This is a genomic window from Lysobacter sp. 22409 (assembly GCF_052045105.1).
Classification (GTDB): Bacteria; Pseudomonadota; Gammaproteobacteria; order Xanthomonadales; family Xanthomonadaceae; genus Lysobacter; species Lysobacter antibioticus_B.
The window spans coordinates 1-21,102 of record NZ_JBQEOE010000061.1 but is presented as its reverse complement, the minus strand read 5'-3'; the positions used below and the strand labels follow the sequence as shown (position 1 = coordinate 21,102).

The 21,102-nt window shown below is 63.3% G+C and carries 21 protein-coding genes and 1 pseudogene; 3 read left to right on the top strand and 19 right to left on the bottom strand.

Annotation, left to right across the window (positions count from 1 at the left end; translation table 11 throughout):
- Positions 1-310 precede the first annotated feature (310 nt).
- The 12 genes from ACTJJK_RS21645 to ACTJJK_RS21590 form a co-directional block, all read right to left on the bottom strand.
- Complete coding sequence (locus ACTJJK_RS21645; RefSeq protein WP_440731233.1) at positions 311-745, bottom strand: PepSY domain-containing protein; 435 nt, start codon at positions 743-745, stop codon at positions 311-313.
- A gap of 267 nt (positions 746-1,012) precedes the next feature.
- Positions 1,013-1,747: a class I SAM-dependent methyltransferase gene (locus ACTJJK_RS21640; protein WP_440731232.1), complete on the bottom strand. Its 735-nt coding sequence runs from the start codon at positions 1,745-1,747 to the stop codon at positions 1,013-1,015.
- 222 nt (positions 1,748-1,969) lie between these two features.
- A complete protein-coding gene (locus tag ACTJJK_RS21635) occupies positions 1,970-2,803 on the bottom strand; it encodes an arylamine N-acetyltransferase family protein (RefSeq protein WP_440731231.1) in 834 nt (277 codons plus the stop codon).
- A gap of 222 nt (positions 2,804-3,025) precedes the next feature.
- A complete protein-coding gene (locus tag ACTJJK_RS21630) occupies positions 3,026-3,631 on the bottom strand; it encodes a glutathione S-transferase family protein (RefSeq protein ID WP_440731230.1) in 606 nt (201 codons plus the stop codon).
- Positions 3,632-3,929: 298 nt separating this feature from the next.
- The gene (locus ACTJJK_RS21625) at positions 3,930-4,502 is read right to left on the bottom strand and encodes a relaxation protein (RefSeq protein ID WP_440731229.1); all 573 of its coding nucleotides are present in this window, start codon (positions 4,500-4,502) and stop codon (positions 3,930-3,932) included.
- 78 nt (positions 4,503-4,580) lie between these two features.
- Positions 4,581-5,882: a lipase family protein gene (locus ACTJJK_RS21620; RefSeq protein WP_440731228.1), complete on the bottom strand. Its 1,302-nt coding sequence runs from the start codon at positions 5,880-5,882 to the stop codon at positions 4,581-4,583.
- Positions 5,879-6,460, bottom strand: a complete 582-nt coding sequence (locus tag ACTJJK_RS21615) for a hypothetical protein (RefSeq protein ID WP_440731227.1) — start codon at positions 6,458-6,460, stop codon at positions 5,879-5,881. Before ACTJJK_RS21615 ends, ACTJJK_RS21620 begins: the two co-directional genes overlap by 4 nt.
- A gap of 285 nt (positions 6,461-6,745) precedes the next feature.
- A complete protein-coding gene (locus tag ACTJJK_RS21610) occupies positions 6,746-7,375 on the bottom strand; it encodes a hypothetical protein (RefSeq protein ID WP_440731226.1) in 630 nt (209 codons plus the stop codon).
- 226 nt (positions 7,376-7,601) lie between these two features.
- Positions 7,602-7,847 carry a hypothetical protein gene (locus ACTJJK_RS21605; RefSeq protein ID WP_440731225.1) on the bottom strand — a complete coding sequence of 82 codons (246 nt, stop codon included), beginning with the start codon at positions 7,845-7,847 and terminating at the stop codon, positions 7,602-7,604.
- Positions 7,848-7,957: 110 nt separating this feature from the next.
- Positions 7,958-8,497, bottom strand: a complete 540-nt coding sequence (locus ACTJJK_RS21600; protein WP_440731224.1) for a DUF2058 domain-containing protein — start codon at positions 8,495-8,497, stop codon at positions 7,958-7,960.
- 123 nt (positions 8,498-8,620) lie between these two features.
- Complete coding sequence (locus ACTJJK_RS21595; protein ID WP_440731223.1) at positions 8,621-10,414, bottom strand: caspase family protein; 1,794 nt, start codon at positions 10,412-10,414, stop codon at positions 8,621-8,623.
- A 66-nt stretch (positions 10,415-10,480) separates the two neighbouring features.
- The gene (locus ACTJJK_RS21590; protein WP_440731222.1) at positions 10,481-11,170 is read right to left on the bottom strand and encodes a DUF1697 domain-containing protein; all 690 of its coding nucleotides are present in this window, start codon (positions 11,168-11,170) and stop codon (positions 10,481-10,483) included.
- 221 nt (positions 11,171-11,391) lie between these two features.
- Between ACTJJK_RS21590 and ACTJJK_RS21585 the strand changes: the two genes are divergently transcribed.
- Entirely contained in the window at positions 11,392-13,119 is a 1,728-nt protein-coding gene (locus ACTJJK_RS21585) for a M91 family zinc metallopeptidase (protein WP_440731221.1), read from the top strand.
- A gap of 206 nt (positions 13,120-13,325) precedes the next feature.
- On the top strand, positions 13,326-13,898 hold the full coding sequence (locus ACTJJK_RS21580; protein WP_440731220.1) for a hypothetical protein: 573 nt from the start codon (positions 13,326-13,328) through the stop codon (positions 13,896-13,898).
- A 113-nt stretch (positions 13,899-14,011) separates the two neighbouring features.
- Here the strand turns inward: ACTJJK_RS21580 and ACTJJK_RS21575 are convergent, their stop codons facing one another.
- From ACTJJK_RS21575 to ACTJJK_RS21550, 6 genes are all read right to left on the bottom strand, one after another.
- Complete coding sequence (locus tag ACTJJK_RS21575) at positions 14,012-14,584, bottom strand: lysozyme inhibitor LprI family protein (protein WP_440731219.1); 573 nt, start codon at positions 14,582-14,584, stop codon at positions 14,012-14,014.
- 74 nt (positions 14,585-14,658) lie between these two features.
- The gene (locus tag ACTJJK_RS21570) at positions 14,659-16,470 is read right to left on the bottom strand and encodes an XVIPCD domain-containing protein (RefSeq protein ID WP_440731218.1); all 1,812 of its coding nucleotides are present in this window, start codon (positions 16,468-16,470) and stop codon (positions 14,659-14,661) included.
- A gap of 2 nt (positions 16,471-16,472) precedes the next feature.
- On the bottom strand, positions 16,473-17,006 hold the full coding sequence (locus ACTJJK_RS21565) for a hypothetical protein (protein WP_440731217.1): 534 nt from the start codon (positions 17,004-17,006) through the stop codon (positions 16,473-16,475).
- Positions 17,007-17,154: 148 nt separating this feature from the next.
- Positions 17,155-17,571, bottom strand: a complete 417-nt coding sequence (locus ACTJJK_RS21560; protein WP_440731216.1) for a hypothetical protein — start codon at positions 17,569-17,571, stop codon at positions 17,155-17,157.
- 437 nt (positions 17,572-18,008) lie between these two features.
- Positions 18,009-18,536 (bottom strand): hypothetical protein, encoded by a 528-nt coding sequence (locus tag ACTJJK_RS21555; protein WP_440731215.1) that lies wholly within the window; start codon positions 18,534-18,536, stop codon positions 18,009-18,011.
- 399 nt (positions 18,537-18,935) lie between these two features.
- Positions 18,936-19,574: a hypothetical protein gene (locus ACTJJK_RS21550; protein ID WP_440731214.1), complete on the bottom strand. Its 639-nt coding sequence runs from the start codon at positions 19,572-19,574 to the stop codon at positions 18,936-18,938.
- Between the two features lie 290 nt (positions 19,575-19,864).
- On the opposite strand from ACTJJK_RS21550, the gene ACTJJK_RS21545 reads away from it, so the two are divergent.
- The gene (locus ACTJJK_RS21545; RefSeq protein ID WP_440731213.1) at positions 19,865-20,401 is read left to right on the top strand and encodes a hypothetical protein; all 537 of its coding nucleotides are present in this window, start codon (positions 19,865-19,867) and stop codon (positions 20,399-20,401) included.
- A gap of 497 nt (positions 20,402-20,898) precedes the next feature.
- Here ACTJJK_RS21545 and ACTJJK_RS21540 read toward each other — a convergent pair.
- A pseudogene (locus tag ACTJJK_RS21540) lies at positions 20,899-21,102 on the bottom strand (hypothetical protein); the annotation flags it as partial.

The following is a 21,102-nucleotide window of genomic DNA, read 5'->3' as shown; positions in this document are numbered from 1 at the left end:
GTCTTATCGGAAAACGCCGCACGTCCTGTGCGGCGCCCTCCGGGTCTCCACTTGACCGGTAAAGCGGCAAAGCAGATCAACCTCTCGGCAACGGCAACGGCAACGACGAATCTCGCTCTTAGGGTAGGAGCGGCGTCCTACTGGATTTCCTACGGTCACAAGCCGCGACCGCGCTGTATCGCTCTCGCGCCGTATTTCGGCCGCAGCCAATGAAGATTTGCGCGCATCCCGTGGTGATCAGGTTCGAACGGAGCGGTCCACAGCGATGCGGCCGCCCCCGAGGGAGCGGCCGCATCGGGGCCACGCAGCATCAATCCTTCTCGGTACCGATGACCTTACCGGTGTTCGGATCGATCTTCACTTCGACGTCCTTGCCGGTCGGGCTGTCGGCCTCGGCGTTCCAGATACCGTCCTCGTAATCGACGTCGTGGACGTTGGTGTAGCCGGCCGCCGCCAGCGCCGCGCGTACATCGCGTTCGCTCATGCGCGCGACCTGCTCGTTGGGATAGACCGTGCCGGTGCGCGGGTCGAGTCGGACCTGGACCCGGTTGCCGTCGCCGCTGCGCGCATCGGCATGCCATACGCCGTCGCCGAACTTGAGATCGTTGACCTTGGTATAGCCCTGTTCGGCCAGACGCGTGCGGATTTGGTGTTCGGTCAGGGCCTCGCTGGCTTGCGGCGTTTGCGCTACGGCAGCGACGGGGATGCAGGCCGCCAGGGCGAGCGCGAGCATGAGCGGCTTCATGGCGTACTCCTGTGCGTGGGGGAGTCTCGATTTTCGACAGGCCGCGCAAACGCGGCATGAACACTCGCGTGTTCATGCGGTCATCGCCGATGCAAGGAAGGCTTTGGCTGAATCTTTTCTCGCACGGGTGCGATTTTCAGGAAGCGCTCATGCGTTCGTCACCCGAACGTAACGACGACGCGCCAAACGAAGCGTGCGACGCAAACTTGCAGATTCGCGGTCGCGACTCGTGACCGCAGGAAATCCAGTAGGACGTCGCCCCTACCCCTAGTCTGGACGTTGCGCCGCCACCAGCAACAACATTGGCCGCTCGCGTTCTTCTTCCAGCGCGGGCGTCTGCGCGACCTGGGCGTCACTCGGCCCCCACTCCTCGACGTGGGCGATACGGAACCCGGCCGCGATCAAACCGTTGAGATAGGTGCCGAGGGTACGGTGCACTTTGCGCACGCCGGGAGCGAACCAATGGGTAACGCGCGGGCCTTCGCTCTGATATCCGTTGACCGGCCAGGTTTTGCGGCCGTCGACATCGCTTGACCAGCCCGGATGCGCAGGCGCGGTGTAGATCGGATGCTCGACGGAAAACAGCAAGCGTCCGCCCGGCACCAGCGCGCGATGGACCTTCGCCAGCAAGCCCGGCAGATCGTCGAGGTAGTGCAAGGTCAGCGAGCTGTAGACCAGATCGAACGCAGCCTCGCCCGGATCGAAGTGATCCAGATCGGCACGAACGTAGGCAATACCTTCATCTTGGGTCGTAGCCCGCGCGCGTTCGAGCATCTTCTCGGATACGTCGACACCCACGACCTGCGCCGCACCCTGCATCCGCGCGTAGCGACAGAACCAACCGTAACCGCAGCCCAGGTCGATCACCCGGCAACCGCCCAGCTCCGGCAGCTGCGCCTGCAGCGCCGGCCACTCCGGCGCGCCCACCAAGCCTTCGATCGAACGCCGCAGCTGCGAATAGCCTTCGAAGAAGGCCGGATCGTCGTAGATGTTCTGGGCCATGGTCGTCCGCTCCGATGCCGGCGCAGTATCGCCCAGTCCTTGTCTAGGCAGCGTCGCCGTTAAGGGGTAGGAGCGGCGCAAGCCGCGACCGCGCTCTCCCCCCGTAACGGCGCGCGCTCGAAGGGTTACCGAAGGAAATCCTGTGGAACGTCGCTCCCGCAGGGGAAGGATTCGTGCGGTTATTTCGGCAAGCCGGTGCGCCGCACTACCGTCCGCCCCGATTCACGCCGCCACCGGCTTGGCCAGCAGGCGCTCGATCGCCTCATGCAACTGCGGATGCGCCGGCACGCGGATATCGAACTCCTCGCGCAGCACCTCGATCACGCTGTCGGCATCGGGCAGTTCGCGGCGCACGCTGTCTTGCCCGAGCCGGTGCACGGCGAAGCTGCCGTTGTTGAAGGTCTTGCGTAACCCCTCGCCGGTGCGGGCGACGAACAACTGGCCGAGGAAGGGCGATTCGGGATGCGCCGAGACGTACCAATTGCCGACTACGAAATCGATGTCGACCTGCTGCTGCAGATCGAACACGTACATGGCCCGCCATTCCTCGCCGACCTGGGCGCGCAACACGTACTGCCCGTCGCGCGGTTGCACACGATAGAACTCGTGCGGCGTCGCCTGCGCTTCGTCCGTGTCCAGGCGCAGCGGCGCGGTCGGCACCATGCCGCCGAAGCCGACGTCGGCGATGTAGCGCACGCCGTCGATCGTCACCAGCACCAGCAGATGCGTGCGCGCCGGCAGGGCGTCCTCGGGGCCGCCCATCAGCACCCGGCCGGTCAGGCCACGCGCGTCGAAACCCAGTTGCTGCAGCAGGGCCAGGAACATCCGGTTGAGTTCGAAGCAATAGCCGCCGCGGCCTTCGTGCAGCAGCTTGCGCTCCAGCGAGGTCAGGTCGATCGGCACCGGCATGCGCAGCAAGGTCGCCAGGGTCTCGAACGGAAATTCGGCGGTATGCCGCCGCTGCAACTCGCGCAGGCTGTCCAGGGTCGGCGGCGGCGCGCTCGGGTAGCCCAGGCGTTGCAGATAGGTGCTGAGGTCTTGCAGGCGTGGCGACATCGCGTGGCCCTCGATCGCGTTGAAGTGCGGCCCACGGTAAGGCCTCAAGCGCGATTGAGGTCAAGCGTCGTTTGCGCATTCGATTAACGCCATTGCGCGAACGGTGCGTATCGCCCCGCGACGGCCGGCAGCGCCGGACGCGCGTTCAGCAGCGCGTGTCCGGCCCTGCGCACCGCCGCGCGGATGCGCGGCGGATACGTCGCGCCGGATCCGTGCCGCGGCTCAGGCCGCCAGCGCGGCGTCGTATTCGGTGGCGAATTGCAGCGACGGACGCTCGCCGCAGCGCTTGATCCAGGCCTGCACCGCCGGGTCTTGCGGCGCGCTGTCGGGGAACCAGGCGAACGGCGAGTGCAGCAGCAGGTCGGCGGCGGTGTAGTGCTCGCCCATCAGATACGGCTGGTCGGCCAAGGCCTTGGCCAGCCGCTCATGCAGCTGCTGCGGGCCGCGGAAGGTGGCATGGACATAGGGATGGCTGATCTCGGCCGCCCCCAGCAGCAGCACCGGCTCGACCACGCCGCCGTACCAGCTCAGCCACGACAGATAACGGCCGCGGTCTTTGTCGCCGACCGCCGCGCCGAACTTGCGCTGCGCGTACAGGTCGGTGAGGTAAAGGATGATCGCCGGGCTTTCCCAAATCTCCACGCCGTCGTGGATCAACAGCGGCACCTTGCCTTCCGGATGCGGGTTGCGCGCATCGCCGTCGAACGCCTGGCCCATGCGCTGGATGTCGACCGTGCGGACCTCGACGTCGGCCAGGGCGTCGAGTTCCTTGAGCAGCGAGATGATGCGCGTCGAGCGGGAATGCGGTGCGTGGATCAGAGTGAGCATAAGGGCCTCGGAGTGATGGATACCGGTCTTGCGCGGCAGGACCAAGATAACCGCCATAGAGGACAGAATCGGTCCTCAATTCGATCCGGGCCGAAACATTCGATCGCCGACGGGATGCGGGCCGATCGGAACAGCCACGCCGCGGTCACCGCAGTTCGCGGCAAGCCGCAGGCCGACCGCAGATGGCCGGGCCGACTCGGGTGGGGTCGAAGTCTTCGGGAAACGAAGCGGGCCGCGAATCGCGCAGCCAGCGCAGGCGCCAAGACGACCTGCGCAGACCGAGGCCGATCGGGGCCGATCAGGGACGGGCTTGCACCGGCCGGTACTGTTTTTTGTCGCCGTAGGTCTTGCCCTTCGGATCGACGTTGGCGCAGAGCTGGCCGTCGCACAGGGTTACGTCGGCCTGGTTGTAGGCGCGCAGCAGGTCGGCGGCGACCCGGTTCTCGTTGATGTCGGCACGGTACTGCCACAGCAGCCAACCGCCGCCCGCAAGCAGCAACAGCACGCTGCCGAGCGCCGCACCGACCACTTTCCAGATCAGCTGCTTGTGCAGCCACTCCATGCGCTTGAGCTGGGCGGCGAGCGACTGCGAGCCCTCCTGCAGCAGGCCGCCGGCATCCTGCAGGCGGCGCTCGTAGGCGCCGACCGGCTGCGACAGGCCGCTCTCCAGCTTGCCCATCACCGCACCGGGCAGATTACGCAGACTCTCGTCGGCCGACTGCCGCACCACCCCGGGCACTTGCTGCGCGAGCTGCTGCAACTGCTGATAGACCGCCCGTTGGTGTTGCTCGATCTCTTCGCAGCGACGTTCGAACTGCTCCATCAAGGCCGCGGTCTTGCTGACCAAGCCCATCAACTCGTCCTGTTGCATCCAACCGCTCCTCGGTGCGATCTCAAACCGTGCCTGTTTGCCTAAGGTCCCGCTGCCTCACACCACCGGACGCGCCGATCAGGCCATGCGCGGGCCGCTGCGTGCCGGCGAAGCCTGTTCGGCCGCCTGCGCCTGTTGCTGCACCGACGCCTGTTGGGCGAGCGCCTGTTCCTGCCGGTCCACCGTCGCCACCGCTTCTTCGCGCAGCGCGCGCCCCGGCGGCGCCGATGCGGCGTCCTGGGTCATTTGCCGGAAGGTATCGCGGTCGCCGTTCTGCGACGCCGCCAACATGCGGTCGAGGAAGGCCGAAGGATCGCCGCCAACCGAAGTGGTCGCGTTGCGGAACGGAATGCCCGGGCCGGACGGCTGCTCCCTGCCCGGATGGATGTAGTCGGGAATGCTCTTGCCGGGCGCATAGGGATTGAGGTGCAGCGGCGCCGAGTGCCGTTCCGGCACGGCCGGCGCGTGGCGCTCTTCCTTGCGCCCCGGCTCGCCGGCCTTGATCGGGCCGCGAATGTCGTCGATCGCATCGCCGACCCGTTCGAGCGGATTACGCGAAATATGGGTAACGCCCTTTCGGGTGTTTTCGACGTCGCCGCGGTACTTGTCGATCATCGGGTCGTACTGCTGCGCCAGCCGCTGCGTCTGCGGATCACCGAGCACCGAGCGATCAGGCTTGCCGTTCGTGTCCCTGTCAAGGAAGTTGTCCATACGGTGCGAGGGAACGACCATGTCCTTGACCGCGCCGGCCATATTGCGCGCGTCGAAGACACTGCGGTTGTTCTCGTAGCCGCGGTCCTTCATCGTCGCGATTTCCTGCGGCGTCGCGTAAACCTTGACCTTGCCGTAATGGTCACTGGCCGCACTGACCGGGTCGCCCGCCATCACGTGGTTAGTGACGCGGTTGCCGCCTTCCGGGATACGATAGCCCAGGCTGACCGCGCCGTAAGGATTGAAGGTCTCGCCGCGCAGGTCGTAATGGTGGGCGGTGATCTGCGCGAGTGTGCCGCCCAGGGAATGGCCGGTGACGGTGACTTCGGGAGCGGGCGGATCAGCACGGCCAATGCGCTCCGCTTCTTTCAGCGCGTCGCGGGTCAACGCAAGTGCGTCCTTTGCCTGCGAATTGGTGCGATTGGTGGCCATACCAGCATCGGTCAGACCGTCCTTGATCATCTCGCGATCAAATTCGGTGCCGCGGTGAGCAACGATGATCTCGCCGGTGTCGGCACGCTGATAGATCGTCCCCTGGTAACCCGAAGGCTTATCTACGTGCTTGAGTACCGTGTACTTCACGCCGTCAAGGGTGACGTCTTCGCCCTTATCGTGCTTTTTATAGGAATCATCCGCGAGAGCGGCATACTGCTGACTGTTAAGGCTCATGGCGTCCCTGCCTTAGGTGTCGAAGTGATGGTGAACAGTTGCCCCTGAAGTTCCGCCTTGTATCGGCTCGGATCAGTTTTGCCGATATCGATAAGTTCGGACGGATCGTCCCCTGGGTACTCGTACTTTACGTAGTAGTTAGTCCGAGCCTTCTGCGCATGCACTTCATCGGCCAACAAATTCGCAACATAACCAACATCGGTTTTAGCGCCGGTAGCCCGCAGCGATGAGTTGACGCTCATCAGCTGCCAATGGCAAACGCCCTTCCCAAGATAATCTTCATCGAGCATCCCATCGGCATAAATCGTGGCCGCAAAAGTATTCTCATCAACCTTTGTGTACTCGATCGGCAGCGTGTGCGAAGGATTTATTCGCACACCGGCGATCGGATCGGGCACATAGCTGCAATCGGGTGCCTCATAGCGAATGAAGCCCTCCGCCTTGGTCAACGGCCCCGGGGCATCCTTCACGCTTAGCACGATCTGATACGGCTGCTTGGGAGCCGGATTACGTTTGTACTTGGCTTCCAGCTCAGCCGTCGAGGGAGCGGAATCGGGCGAGGATTTGTCGGAAGTCATTGCAGTCTCGGGAGCGCTACAGGCGGAAGTACTCAACGCCAGCAGAAGACAAAAGGTGCGAAGCTCACCGCGCATCGATGCCTCCATGGCAAGAGATGATTAAGGGACGGGCCGGGGGCGGCAGTACCGCGACGGTCCCGACCCGGGTCAAGGCCGGGCCTTTATGGGTCCGAGCCTACGTCAGGTGGGAGATTGCCGCAACGGCAACCGAAAGTTGCGATGGCGTTGGTACGGGCGAGGGGGCTCGCCCGTTGCCCAATGACCGGCCAGCAACACTCGCCAAGCTCATGGCGTCGTTGCCCTCGGCAGCAGGGTGATAGCAAAGAGTTCATCGCGGATTTCGGGCCGGAAGGCATCCCGATCTTCCTCGCCCATATCCGGATAGTCCGTAACTTCGCTGCGCGGATACCGCTCTTTCCAGTAGTAGTTCGTTATCGCTCGCTGCGCCGTCACATCTTCATTCATCAGGCTGGCGATGAAATTCGTCTCAGGCTCGGCACCGGTCGCCTTGAGCTGCGCATTCAACGAGGTTAGTTGCCAATGACAGATGCCCTCGCCAAGATAATCCTCGTCGAGCATCGCATCGGCGTGGACCGTGGCGACGTAAGAAGTCTCGTCGACCTTGGTATAGCTCATTGGCAGGTTGATCGACGGAGTCAAGAAGAAGCCCGCGATCCGGTCCGGCATGTAGTCGCAATCGCGCGCCTCATAGTAGACAGAGCCCTCTATCTTGGCGAACGGTCCCGGTGCATCGGCCAGCGTCAGGGTGATCTGGTAGGGCTGCTTCGGGGCCGGATTGCGCTTGTACTTGGCTTGCAGCTCCGCGGTCATCCGGTCCACGCGGGGCTTGTGCTCGCCGCAGGCGGAAACCCCGAGCATCAGTATTAGCGGGAAGATGCAGAACTCGGTGCGCATCGATGCCTCCATGGCAAGAAAAGTTCGGACTACGCGACGATGGCGATGGCGATGACTCGCCGATCTCGACTCGATCGGTTCTTATGCCTCGAAGCCTACGTCAAGCGCGTGCACGCAACAACGGCAACTGAAAGTAGCGCCGACGTCGTCGGCGCTACAGTTTCCGATGCAACAAGCAGCTGCTAACGCGCATAGAGGCGCAATGCGCTTGATGACACATGAAGATCTAGAGACCTTCCGGCTGAAGGCCGACTTCGGTGAGCCGTGCCAGGAACCCTGCGTGTGCTGACTCCGGCAACGGATCTATCGCCACCACCAACGCATGAAACCAAGGGTTGGCATGCGCCGTGTCGAAACTGAAATCGACGGCGCAGCGCTCGGCTTGAGCGTAGGCATCGCGCAACGCAGCGACGATCGCATCGCCGGCATCGTCGAAGTTGCCGGCACCGAAACGGTCTTCGATCGAACGCAAGGCGAAGCGGTAGGTGCGTGCGCTAACCGGCCGGGGCGGATGCATGGCGAGGGTTTCAGGTCGTCAGGGCATGTCGGTGCGATGAGCTTGCACAGACCATCGCGAAGGCCTTACCAGACCAGATCGTCCGGCACCTGGAACTGGGCGTAGTACTCGTCGTCCTCGCTCGGCGGCGTTTCGGCCTTGGGCCCGGCATGATCCAGCACGATCATCGACGGGTCGCGGGCATACACCTTTTCCGCGGCGGCGCGCGGCAGCAGCTCATAGCCCTGGTCGTGGCGCGCGATCACCAGGGCGCCGCTCGCCAGTTGCGAGCGCAGCGCGGTGTTGATCAACACGTTCTTGATCTTGCCTTCGTCGGTGAAGCCGTACGCGATCTCGCCCTCGCGCTTGACCTTGTGGGTGTCGACGATCTGGCGGACCTGCGCACGCAGCTCGTGCGCCTTCGCCTGCGCGTTGCGCTCGGCCGACAACGCGCGGTCGCGCTCGGCGCGTTCGGCACGCAGCCGCTCGCTCTCGATTTGCTCCGCGGTAGGCGCGGGCGGCGCCTTGCCCTGGCGCTGTTTGGCCTGCTCGCGCGCGACCTGGGACACCTGGGCCTTCTTGACCAGGCCGGCCTTGAGCAATTGATCTTGCAGTGGATTTCGCATGGACGGAGTCTAGTACGGCGGGCCGGAGGCCGGAAGCGGCCGGAGCCTGCAGACCAGGCCGCTCCGACACCGGCTTGAGCCCGGATTCAGCCCCAAACGGGATAGCGGTCGCGGCCCGGCGCCTTATACGAAAGGCGGGATCGGCTCGAAGCAGCGAATCACCCCGTCGTTGCCCAAGGCATGGATGGCGCCGTCGAACTGCGAGCAGGTCATCCAGCGCAGCCCGACCCCGATACCGCTGCCAGCATCGAGCGTCGCCACGTGCTCGAAGGTGCGGACGTCGACCAGGAACACCAACCCCTGGTCGGCGCCTATCGCAAGCAATCTCGGGTCCTTGGTCATTGCGCAACAAACCAGGTGGTAGGTCGGCCGTCGGCCCCCGTGTCCGGTCTCGTGCCAGATGCTCTCGCCGCGCTCGGCTTCGAACCGCTCCGGGTCGGACAGGAAGAAATTCGCATCCTCGGACGAGAGCCTGTGATGCCTCAGCCGGCCGTAGGCACCCGGCACATCGACGCTGGGCCATTCGAACATGGACCGCTGCTCGACCTTGCCGGTCTGCGTATCGATCCGGATCACCACGCCTCCGTCGCAAACGCCTACCAGGTGCTTCGTGTGTTCGACCCAGGCCAGGTCGTAGACGTGTTGGCGACTCTCCAACGGGATGTCGGTGCGCAGCGGCTTGTCTGCACTCAAGTCCAGGCGGCAAACCGAGTCCGAAGTTCCGCACAGAAGCAGCACCTCGTTGGACTGGAATATCGCGCCATAGACATCGGAAGGTCGGCTGTCGGAGCAAAGCAGGCGCCAGCGTCCGTGTTCGCGACGCATGACGCTGTAGCCGCCATGCCCATAAACGACGGCATGAATGCCGTCGGGCGATTGGCTGATACCGAAGGGATCGACGCACTTGATTTTCAGCTTCGCATCGGGCGTCAACGGCGAGTCCCGCTCGGGCTCGGACACCTGCAGCGACACGAAGGCATTCGACCCGGCGAGCAGCACTTCGTCCTCCCGGGCGGTAGCTACGGTGTACTTCTTCGGATGCTCCACGAAGCGGCGGACGACCCCGTCCCTCACCAACTGCATACGTCCCTCGCCGTTCACCACGACTGCGGCATCCATCTCGCGTTCCTGCAGACGCGTGCTAGACAGCATCGGATGGTGCAGCGCCGCCGACCACGCCAGCGCATACACCGGCAGGTCGCTGAAACCGGGTCGGCCACTGACGGTGGTATAGATCCAGGGCCGTTGCTGCGCGTGGCTCTCGGTAATCACCTCCTGCCCGCACTGGCCCAGGCTTTCGACGATGGTCGCATCGTGCCGCAACAACGCCGCTTCGAACTTCTTGCAATAGGTGCTGTTGCCGCCCGTCCCGTCGTAGGCCGGCTGCCCGGCACTGGTCGAGTAGGCGATGACGACGTCGTCGGCCTGCGCGGCCCGCTTCAGCCGCTGCGTTTCCCGCGTGCTGATACGCGTGAAATCGAGCATCTGCTGCGGGTCCCACCCCAGCGCCGCGTCGCGGCAGGCGTCGATCGTCACCACCTTCGGGCCGTGCCCTGCCTTCAGCGCGTCGACGACCTCCAGCACCGAAACCCCGCCGCAATCCAGGCTCAGCGGGGTCGCAGGGAACACCGAATCAACCGGCATCAACACGCCGTAGCCGCCGATCTCGACCGCATGCCCGGCGTAGTGCACCACGCTGAAGACGCGGTCGCCAGCGTAGCCGTCGACTCTGGCGCGCAAAGCATCCAACGCCGCCCTCAGCTCCGCAGCCGTCGGATCAGTCAGCAAGGTCGAGTCGAACCCGCGCGACCGCAGCGCGGCATGGATGCGCTTGGCATCGTTGACCGGATTGGGCAGGGCAGCCTTCGCGGGCCGATAGGCAGCCACGCCAATGCAAAGCGCAATGCGGTGTTTCATCCGAGTCCTTTCAGAATTGGGTGCCGATGCCAGGCCGGTTGCAAACGACAGTGAAGACAGCGCCCCTCAACCGCCCGCCATCTCGATCAACTTCGCCACCGTATTCAAGTTGCGCGCGGTGCCGACCTTGGCCGCGGGGATAACGAGCTTGGAATCGGCCATGCCCTCTCCGTAGTGCACGTAGATCTCGCGTTCGCCCAGGGCGATCTGTTCGCCGTTGCGATGCTTGACCGCAGCCAACGCATCGGCCGGCGGCGGCGCGTCGAGAAAGATCAGCACCGCGCGGTTCGGCGCGGCGCCCACGAACGGTTGCGCGGCCAACGCGCGCGCCATCTCCGCCGGGGTGCGCACGATCACCCCGACCGGCTTGCCGGCATACGCGGCCAAGCGCTGCTCCAAGGCCGCCTGCGCACGCTTCGCGGTCATGGCGGTGCGGAACAGCACGTTGCCGCTGGCGATGTAGGTGCGCACGTCCTCGAAGCCGGCGGCCTCGCACATCGCACGCAATTCGGCCATCGGCAGCTTTCCGGTGCCGCCGACATTCACGGCGCGCAGCAAGGCGATATAGGTGGGCATGGGGCGGCAGGATACGGCAAGGCCGGCGGCCTGTTCAGCCGCGCACGAGCCGCAAAGCTCCGCGCATTGAAGCCCCACGGGCAGCGCGCCGACATTCGCAGGCGCCAGGCATTGATATCCCTGAACAGGCGCGTTGCCGGGCCATCGATGCGGCCGGCTTGGCCGGATCGCCGAACCCACCGCGTTTCTTGTGACTGCGCTCCCACTTCAGGCCCCTATGCCTGACTGGGGCAGCGCCTCGCCCACCCGGGCCGGACCGTTGGTCGCGTCGGTCGGAGACCCCGATTTCCTTCGCTCCCACAGTCCGCCTATAGTCGGCGAATCCAACCCGCTCGGCAGGAACACGGCTGCGCCGAGCGCCTTACCCATTCGTCAGCCTTTCAACGCCAAGGAGAATCTCTATGGCAGGCCCCACTCCCACCGTCATCAACGGCGGTACCGTCCCACCCGGCAGTCCGCCGCCCGATCTGTCGCGCAGCACCCCCGACGGCAAGGGCATCGTCTCGCAGGAACTGTTCCGCCAGGGCGACATCGTCATCAGCCGTGAACAAGTGACCGGCGGCGACCAGTTCAGCGATTTGCTCGTCATCAACGGCGGCGCCGGCGACGACAACGTGCAGGTCAGCCAGCGCGCCAACGGCGTGCTCGACGTGCAGATCAACGGCCAGCCGTACGAGATCACCCTCGCCGCCCAGCAGCAGCTCGGCGTGCGCGGCGGCGACGGCAACGACATCATCCACGCCGGCCCCAACGTGCGCGTCAACATGGACGTGCAGGGCGGCAACGGCAACGACACCATCACCACCGGCCGCGGGCGCGACCGCGTCGACGGCGGCGCCGGCGACGACACCATCAGCACCGGCCTTGGCCGCGACGACGTGTTCGGCAACACCGGCAACGACACCATCGACGCCGGCGGCGGCAACGACGTGGTCTACGGCGGCGACGGCAACGACATCCTGCGCGGCGGCCAAGGCCGCGATTACCTCGAAGGCGGGCGCGGCAACGACACCCTCGAAGGCGGCCAGGGCAACGACATTCTGTCCGGCGGCCAGGACAACGACATCCTGCGCGGCGGCCAGGGCAACGACCGCGTCTACACCGGCGCCGGCGCCGACACGGTCGACAACCGTTCCGGCCGCGACACCGTCTACGGCCAGAGCGGCGAAGACACCGTCACCGCGGCTCGCGGCGCGCGCAACACCCAGGTCGAAGTCGACATGACCACCAACGTCGGCGCCACGGTCACCGTCGCCGCCGGCTCGTCGGACGCCTTCCGCCAGCGCGTCGAAGCCGACCTGGACATGCTGCGCTCGTCCAACAACGGCCGCGAAATGCTCAGCGAGCTGGACCGCAACGCCAGCCCCGCCATCGGCACCGGCCACAGCGTCAGCATCACCGAGCTGGGCAACGAGATGAACGGCTACGCCGGCCCCTCGCTGACCAACGACGCCTTCCTGCAGACCGACCCGGCCACCGGCGTGACCACGCGCGGCGCCGGCATGGATTCGGTGATCAGCTACAACCCCTCGTTCCACAGCGACTTCTTCGAAACGCCCACCGTGGTGCTGCACCACGAGATGTCGCACGCCTACAACATCACCGGCGGTACCCTGCAGCAGGGCGTGTACAGCGGCACCGGCCCGGACTCGGGCAGCGTGCGCAACTTCGAGCGCCAGGCGGTCGGCCTGGACAACAGCGGCGTCGCCTTCGACTTCGACCACAACGCGGCCACGCCGGACACCAAGACCAACCCGCGCAACCTGACCGAAAACGGCATGCGCGACGAGATGGGCCTGACGCGACGTCCGGACTACAGCGTCGACGCCAAGAGCGCGTTCTCGGCCCCGGGCAACCCCAGCGCGACCGGCGCCAACCCCAACGGCGGGCACAACCACAGCCACGCCCACCTGGACGCGCTGTTGCAGGCGATGGAAACCGGCGACCGCAGCGCCACCCGCGAAGCCACCCGCGCCTTGGCCGAGCAGCCGCCCGGGCAGGCCATGCGCCACGAAGCCATCCACGCCGTCGACCGCCAGGAGCAACAAGCCCAGGCGGAAACGCAGGCCCAGGCGCAGCAGCAAACCCAGGCCGAACCGGCGCAAAGCGCCGGCGGCATGCGCCGATGAGCGACCGCCGCGCGCAGCCCCAGGGCCTGCGCGGCGCGCCCACACCCATCTGTGAATCAACGACCCATGCCGAGACCCGCCCGATGACAGCGAAGCACACGACCGCCGCCCGCCCGCGATACGCGCTCAAGGCCTCCGCCGTGTTCGCCGCCTCGCTGGCCGCCGCCTGCGCGCATGGCCTACCGCATCCTGCAGAAGACACCCGAATGAACGCTCAGCCCGACACCACCACCGCCACCGCCGACACCCGCCTGCGCGTGCAGGACGGCCAGGAAGCGAGCCTGCACGCCGAGTTCCACTACAGCGCCGACGCCAACACCCTGCTGGTGCGCTACCGCCTGCGCAACGGCAGCGCCGACCGCGCCCTGGCCGTGTTCGACCGCGGCGTGTACGGCGACCGCGCCGGCGCCACCTTCAACCCCGGCCCGGTCGGCGCACCGCGCGTCGAACAGCAAGACGGCGGCACCGTGCTGCTGCACGCCCCCGGCGCCCCCTCGGCCACCGCCGCGGCCGACCCGCTCGGTTCCGCCCCGCTCGTCGTCGAACTGAAGCCCGGCGGCGAACTCGCCGATCAGTTCGTGCACCGCTTCACCGGCACCAGCGCCCCCAAGCGCGTGCGCTGGTGCGTCGCGGTGGCGCCGTTCGACGAAAAGCAGTTCCGCAACCCGGTCAAGACCAACCACGGCCCCATCTGGACCGCCACCGGCGACACCAGCACCGGCCGCCAGTTGCTGTGCACCCCGTGGTACGACGTGGGGACGGCGCGGTTTGTTGAGTGAGTAAAGCAATAGACCTGCGATAGATACGAATCGGGCCGCGAAAGCGGCCCGGTTTTTTTTGCTGTTGGATCTTGGAGGTCACCGCCCACACGGGCATAGACTCGATCCTTGAGTTATTCCCCAGACGTCAAGGGCTCTGCGAGCTGACGCAATTGGCGCAGTCGTGCCTTTGTGCGTTCGACCCGGCAAGCCTCGCTGAGACCATCAGCTTCTTGACGAGACATGCCTTGAAGGAAAGGCTCCAGTCGACAATCGGCATCTCGATATGCCCTCCACATTCGATCTGACGTCTGCATCCGGCTGGACAAATCGTCGAGGTAGGCTTCGTCGCCGCCGACATAGGATGCGTACTGTCTGAGCGCCCGACTCAGAACGTCACGACTCGCCTTGATCAATTCACGATCCAATGCATGCATTTCCTTATAAGGCTTACAGGCATGCATACGGACTCGCTCGCATTCCGCGATCTCTGCATCACTCTTCGCAGCGAAGCATGCTTCGCGCGGCTCGATCTCGGAAACTACGGAGCAATCTGCGCTGGCCCCGGCATTGCTGGGCTCCTCAGCCATCTCTTGAGTCCGGTACGCGGCATCAGCTGCCAGTGCAGGACTGACCAGGGAAGCGACACCAGAGCTCAGAACATAGCTGACTGCAAACCACCACGATAGTTGTCGCGTGGATTCCATATTTCCTCCTTCGTCACCCGCATTCCGGCCAGATACGGGCGACGCCATAGCGGAATATTGTGCCCCATTAAAGGCTATCGACTTATGCCAGGATTCTTCTGCACTTCATCTTGAGCTTGATGGAACTGCGGCGCATTTAATGCCTCCTGTGCCGATCTTTCGTTCATCGCTTCAACCTTCTGGAACGATGCGGCTTCGGGCATCTGTACCGCCGCCTCGGTCTTCATATGCGCGCGCACATGAGCAGGATCGTCCAGCCGGCCTTGCACGACGAAGACGTTCTCGCCAGCGGCAACGCGGTCGGTCTTCTGGCTGAAGACTACGTGGTCGACGCGGGTCAGGCCGCTGTCCTTCGCCAGTGACAACAGGCTTGCGCTCAACCGCTCGCTGACCTGATCCCAACTGCGCCCATTGACGCGATCCTGTTCCTTCACCTGCGCGACGATCTGCGAGTACAGCGTGTGGTCGGGGTGGCCCGATTGCGCCGGACTAAGCGCCCTCGGCGCAGATAAAACCTCGGCACCGGGCAGCTCCAGAGGCACATGCTGATTCAGATTCGGACCGGTTTTCGTATGCTCGAAATGGTGCAGCGTCGGCGGATTCTGGCTAGTGTCGTAGTAAGCCTGCGGCTGACTCGGATTCGGAGTGATGCCTAGGCCTAAGCGCTCGATCAAGCGCTCCTCCAGGCGCAGCTGCTTCATGTTTATATGCATCTGAGGAGCAACGCCATCGACCGGATGCGCATAGGCTCGATCGATCGTGATCGCCCTTGAAATCGCGCCCCTGCCACTGTAGTTGATGTTATCTGCTTCCCGATGCGGTCCTAATGTCGACGTCTGCTCGACGGGAACACCCGCCTGCCCTTTTGGAAACTTATCGAAGTAGTGCTTCCCAGTAGCAACGACATTACCTGGAGTTTCCGACAAGGTGAGATCGTTGTTGAGCGATAAGCCAGCCTTTGGGACAACCTGCTTTGCCGCGACGTCGTACTCTAGAAAGTCGTTCACTCGCGTTGTTTGCAATCCGTAGATACTCTCCAGATTTGCCGAACCCGTTTGCTGATGCTTACTGATTAGAGCATTCCAAGCTGCAATCTGAGCCTTGGCTTCATCTTCTCGGGCCGATTGGATACGGTTCTCGATAGGAACCGTATAGTCATTGATCGGATTGCTATCCTGCGCGATCAGCGTAACGTCCCTATCGAATGCAGCCAGCGCCGCCATCCTACCTGCGTGATTGAACCCATGTTGCACTTCATGAGCAATCGTGAAAGCCAAATTGTCGCTATCGAACCGCCCCTGTGTATTCGTGCTCGTTGCAGCCTGCAGAACAACCGCTGGCAAGCTCAAGGTCTTGCTGACTCCGTCGTAACTTCCGCCCAACCCCGCTTCCGCGGGCGAAATGGCGAAATTCTCCAGATGCGGCTTCGGCCCCGCAGTCACCGCACTCTGGACCTGTTGAGCCAGAACAGGCGAGCTATTAATGCTGCCCTGAAGGTTGTCGACCATTTCCTGGGTGACAACTTGCTGGTGGCCCGACAAATCCTTATAGACGCTGTGCCCGAATCTGAGCGACATGTCCTGTAGCTTCAATGCACCAGCAAGATCGGACGTCGGGTCTACGCCAGTCGACCGAAGGCTTGACAGTGGCAAGGTCACCACGCCGGATTGCAAGTCGTACGTCCCGATCAGATTGGCCGGGCCACCCGCCCCTTGCAAGGCGAAACCTCGCAAATGCCCCGCCTGGGCATCTTGATTCAGGAGGGACAGTAGCTGAGCATCGGCCACAATCGCGGCTCTTAACTGCATCACCTGATCTGAGGTTACGCCTGGCTGCGCTGCCAGCTTGCCGATCGCGGCTTCCAATTGATCATTCGGATTCGCCATGATCAGTTCGCCGCATGAATCGATATCGACTCCACGCAGAAGAGGGTTAACTTCTCTTCCGGTGAACGTGCCTGATATCGATGAGCCACCATCACGCTGATCTTAGGACGATAGAAGCGATAGTCTTCGACCCGCCCGAGCTCATCCCGGGTGTCCGCCATCGTGAAACCCATTCCCTGCAGAGCGGAAGCGTACGCAGCGAAATTCATGCCGCAAACCGGCCCCATGTCGGCCTCTTTATCAGCCGGGTTACCGAATACCAAGCGCGCCGTCTTTCTACCGGAGCCCGGGTCCTGATAGAAGTCCACTCCGTAGTACCAGCCAGACTTCGGCTCGTGGATGGTGAAGGAGTGCACCTTGCCCAACGGGGCGTACTTCATCGGCAGTTTGGTCTGCTCGATGATACGTTCGAGAGTCAGGTCGTCGATCGTCTTAAGCCCATCGACCAACTTCAGGAAGCGCCGCCCCATTTCCTCGGGCGTGATTTCCGGGTAGTCGCTGGCAAGCTGCGGTTTATAGGTCTCGGTTGAGGTCATGCCGGAAGCCTCCTTGGCAGATGAATTCTCTATCGCGCCAACCGACGTGGCATGGGCGCAAGCAGCTAACAGGGTGCTACCGGTACTCAGTAGCAGCAACGAAACCACTGAGGAATTGATTAGGATCTTCATATGCTTCCGCACGGCCTCAATTCGCTTTGGTAATCATCAACTGCGATACGCATAAGCGATACGTTCCAGTCTCGTTGTTAGTAACGCTTGCGCCCGGCACCACCCGAACCCTAAGTGGCGAACGCTTGAAGTAGTAGGCCAAGGCCTGCCCTAACTCGTCCACGTCGATCCATAGGGAGAAGCCATCCTTCTTGAATTTCTTTGCTAAGTCGTCGACTGTCATAGCGCATAAGGGTGCTCTAGGCGCGCTGCCCTCAGGGTACGAGTACTCCAGCTCGATCATCTTGGCTTCGCGTTCGTCGCGATAGGTCACGCCGTAGTACCAAGGCGAGTCAGGCATCTGAATCGTAAACGCGTAGACCTTTCCCTTGGGTGCGTACTTCAGGGGCAGACCCGTTCTGAGGACCACCTGTTCGGTCGTCAGCTCATCCATGGAACCCAGCCCGTCAAGTAGCCGCAACATTCGGCGGCCGGCCTCCTCAGGGGTTAGGTCCGGATGCTCGGAGAGTGCGCTGATGCGATAGGTATCAGCCGGCGTCGTGTCGGGTGGCCCCTCGGCTGGAGCAGAGCCTGACACGGAAGTTGGCGGCGCATAAGCGAAACAGGGCGAGGCGAGGAAGGCTGCGGGCAATGCACCTAGCACGAGCCATGCCCACCGCGGTGGTCGCTTCATGCGTAAGTTTCGCGGCCCGTCCATGCCTGCCCAATGCCTATGACTTCGAAATCATGGCCGAGGTTACGCCAGCCCTGGCCATGGAAACAATGCGTACTCTGATGAACCGCATCGTTAACGCGTTTTGTCTACAAGCAATCGTGAACTAGGCACACTTCTGAGGCTGCAATGGGCGCTCTGTCCTTAGCCTGTTGAGCTCAATCCGCCGAAGTAATCATCAGTTGGCCGATACACAGACTCGGCGCTGCGGACCGCTCCCCTGGTGCGTCCGAAGCCACAAACACCATCACATCAACGCGGTCGCGACGAAAGATGTAGGCGAGCGGTTGGCCTATCCCATCCTCATCGATTCGCATCATGAAGCCATTATCTTTCAGCCGTTTAGCCACCACGTCCAACTCCAAGCCGCACCGCGGCTCCCCGGGCGGCGGGGCATCGCCGCCGTACGCATAATTCAGTTCGACCGCTATAGGCGGGTTGGCGCCGCGATAGACCACACTGTAGAACCAGGGCGAGTCCTGCTGTTTGATGATCAGCGCATGGGCCCTGCCCCGGGGCTCGTACTTCAGTGGGAGCCCGGTCTTGGCTGCTACTTCATCAAGCGTCAAACCATCGGTGGTTTTCAAACCATCCAACAGCCGAAGCACCCGATTGCCGACTTCCAACGGGGTCAGCTCGGGGTACTCGGCAAGCGAGTTGCTCCGAAAAGGTTCGGTCGACGTCATGCCATGCGGCTCCTTGGGAGGGACGGATGGGTTGACTGTGGGCTTGTGTGTGCACGCGTTGCCTAGCACGAGAACCATCGCCGCCAACAAGGATCGTGATATCCGGTTGATCGCGAAGCGAGCGCGTGTTGAGCCGAGACCTGTCTGGAGCCACTGAGGCTCCAACACCATTGCGCGAAGCGCGCCGGGTTGCCTAGCCAATCGGCCTACCGGTTGAAAGGGGCGAAACTCAAAGTTGCGCATTCCATGCACCGCTCGGCTCTCAGATGTGGCGGGCAGACGGGAACCCTGCTGCAACGCATAGAGAACCACAAGTAGTGCGGTCCGGTGCGACAAAGACACATTCATGAATTCGATCACCGGGGTTCTTAGCTTCGTCCAAGTTTCTCAAGCCTTCTGTCAATCCTTCGCGAGAATGGTCAACACTTCCACACAGGTATCTGTTCCGATCGGACTGGACATGCTGTGTTGGCTCGGCACGATCCGCACTCGCACATCGCCTCGACTGAAGACGTGTTCGAGGGTGCGGCCGATCTCATCAACGTCGGTGCTCATGCCATAGCCCAGCGTCTTCAGACGCTCCGCCACCTCGGCAGTACCCAGTGCGCAAGGAAATGCGTCGGCCGCCCCCGGCTTGTCAGGCGCCTCGTACCGTATTTCAACGAAGCGCCGCCCGCCCTTGTCACGATAGATGACGTTATAGAACCCAGCCTCCTGGGCCAGTTCTACGGCGAAGGCATGCACCTTGCCGGCCGGGGCGTACTTGAGCGGAATTCTGGTTCGCTCGATCACGCGCCCCAACGAAAGCTCGTCCAACGACCCGAGCCCGTCGACCAGGTTCAGAACCCGTCGCCCGGCTTCCTCGGCTGTCAGTTCGGGATACTCGCTCGCCCGGCTGATTTTGTAGGTATCGGCCGACATCGGGCCGAGACTCCCCGTAGCTTTCTTGTCATCTGGGGTGAGCGCGCAGGCGCTGGCCGTCATCGAACACAGCAATAGCGGAACGACGCTACCGCGTGGAAACGTCATGGACTTCATGGGCCGGCGACCAATACGGCGCATGGGATGAGCAACATCCCCAGCCATGTCGCAACTACTATCCGCTTGGCTCTGCGCATTGCACGCTCCTTATGCCTGCCACTGTTGCCTATGGTCATTTTCAGGTCCATGGCTTGGTCGCATTCTGCCCCATCGTCCTGTCCCCGGCTACGCGATACCCGCAGTTGCGCTTGAAGCACCGATATCGCACTAAACCTCAACGTGTACGCCATCCCTTCCCGTCCGCACCGATTCGGCACTAGCCTGATCGCTGATTCAAGGAGAAGACGATGAAGACATCCGGGCACCGTCTGGCAATGTGTTTTGTCCAGTTGCTGCTTGTCGCCTGCGCCACGGTAGCCGGCGGCCCGCAATCGCTTGATTACAGCGTAGGCAACCGGATCGAAGATTTCTTCACCTTGCCGCTGATCGAAGGCCCCAGCGGCTTCGATCGGCTTGCCGATGCGCTACAGCGACGCATTCCTACGCCCGTTCCTGCTTCGGCCGCAGAACGCACGTTCCAACAGATGCCGGTGGCGCTACGGGATGGGTACGTGGTGCAACGCTATCTGCGGTTGGAAGAGGGGGGCCATCTGATGGCGGAGTTCGCCACGGCGCCCTGCGTGCCGGTGCGACTCGCGGTTTCGCTAGCGCGGCCCGAGCCGACTCAACTCGACCACTACCGGCGCACCGGCATCTACCTGGCCACCGGCCGAGGGATGTCAGTGACGTTATCTGCGGACGCAGCCAAGCCCGAGTGCGTGAGGTCGGTTGAGATAGCCGAAACACCGGGTGGGAACATTGTTGCTGCGCGCTCAAGCCCGTAGGCTTTCGCCGTGGCTTTACCCCCCAAGAGCCTTCATGAGTGCAGCAAAGACAGCTCTCTCGCCCCAACGCCCAACTGTCGTTTTGAGAAGTGAAATCAAGTCAGGGGATACGTCGGCCTCGCGAGGGATATCCAACGAGCATTCGGTCTTGAACGAGAAATGGGACGCCATAAACTCGAACTCCGACGCAACCCGCTTAGCGGGCTGCCCCAGACTTTGCATTTCGATATAACGAACTAGCGCGAGCGAAGCCATGTGAGAGCCAAGCGTCTCAGTCTCTCGACCGGGGTCGCCTTGCCAGTGGACGCGCACCCACCCCTCTTCTTGGACGGGGGCGACACCGGAGGCCTCCTCGTCAACCGGAAGGATCAGAGTTCCGTCGATCAAGGACCGAGCGCACCAGTCGTCCCCGACGCGTTCTCGTACATACAGCGGCATCAGGTTCGCGATGAACCCTACGATCGCTGTGCTCTTTGAAGTCATAGCAGCAGACCTCCCTATCCTGATCCTGTACGGATCTTAGCCCCACCCGCCAGAGCCAGGGGGCTAGCTTCTACCGCCCTGCGTGCCCGCCTGCGCCAGCCGCGCTTTGAGGTCGGCCACGCCTTGCGTTGCTCGGGTTTGGACAACAGGCCCAAGGTCAGGATGGCCTCGGCCATGGTGTCGGTTTCGGCGTAGAGGAAGGCGAGCGGGACGCCCAA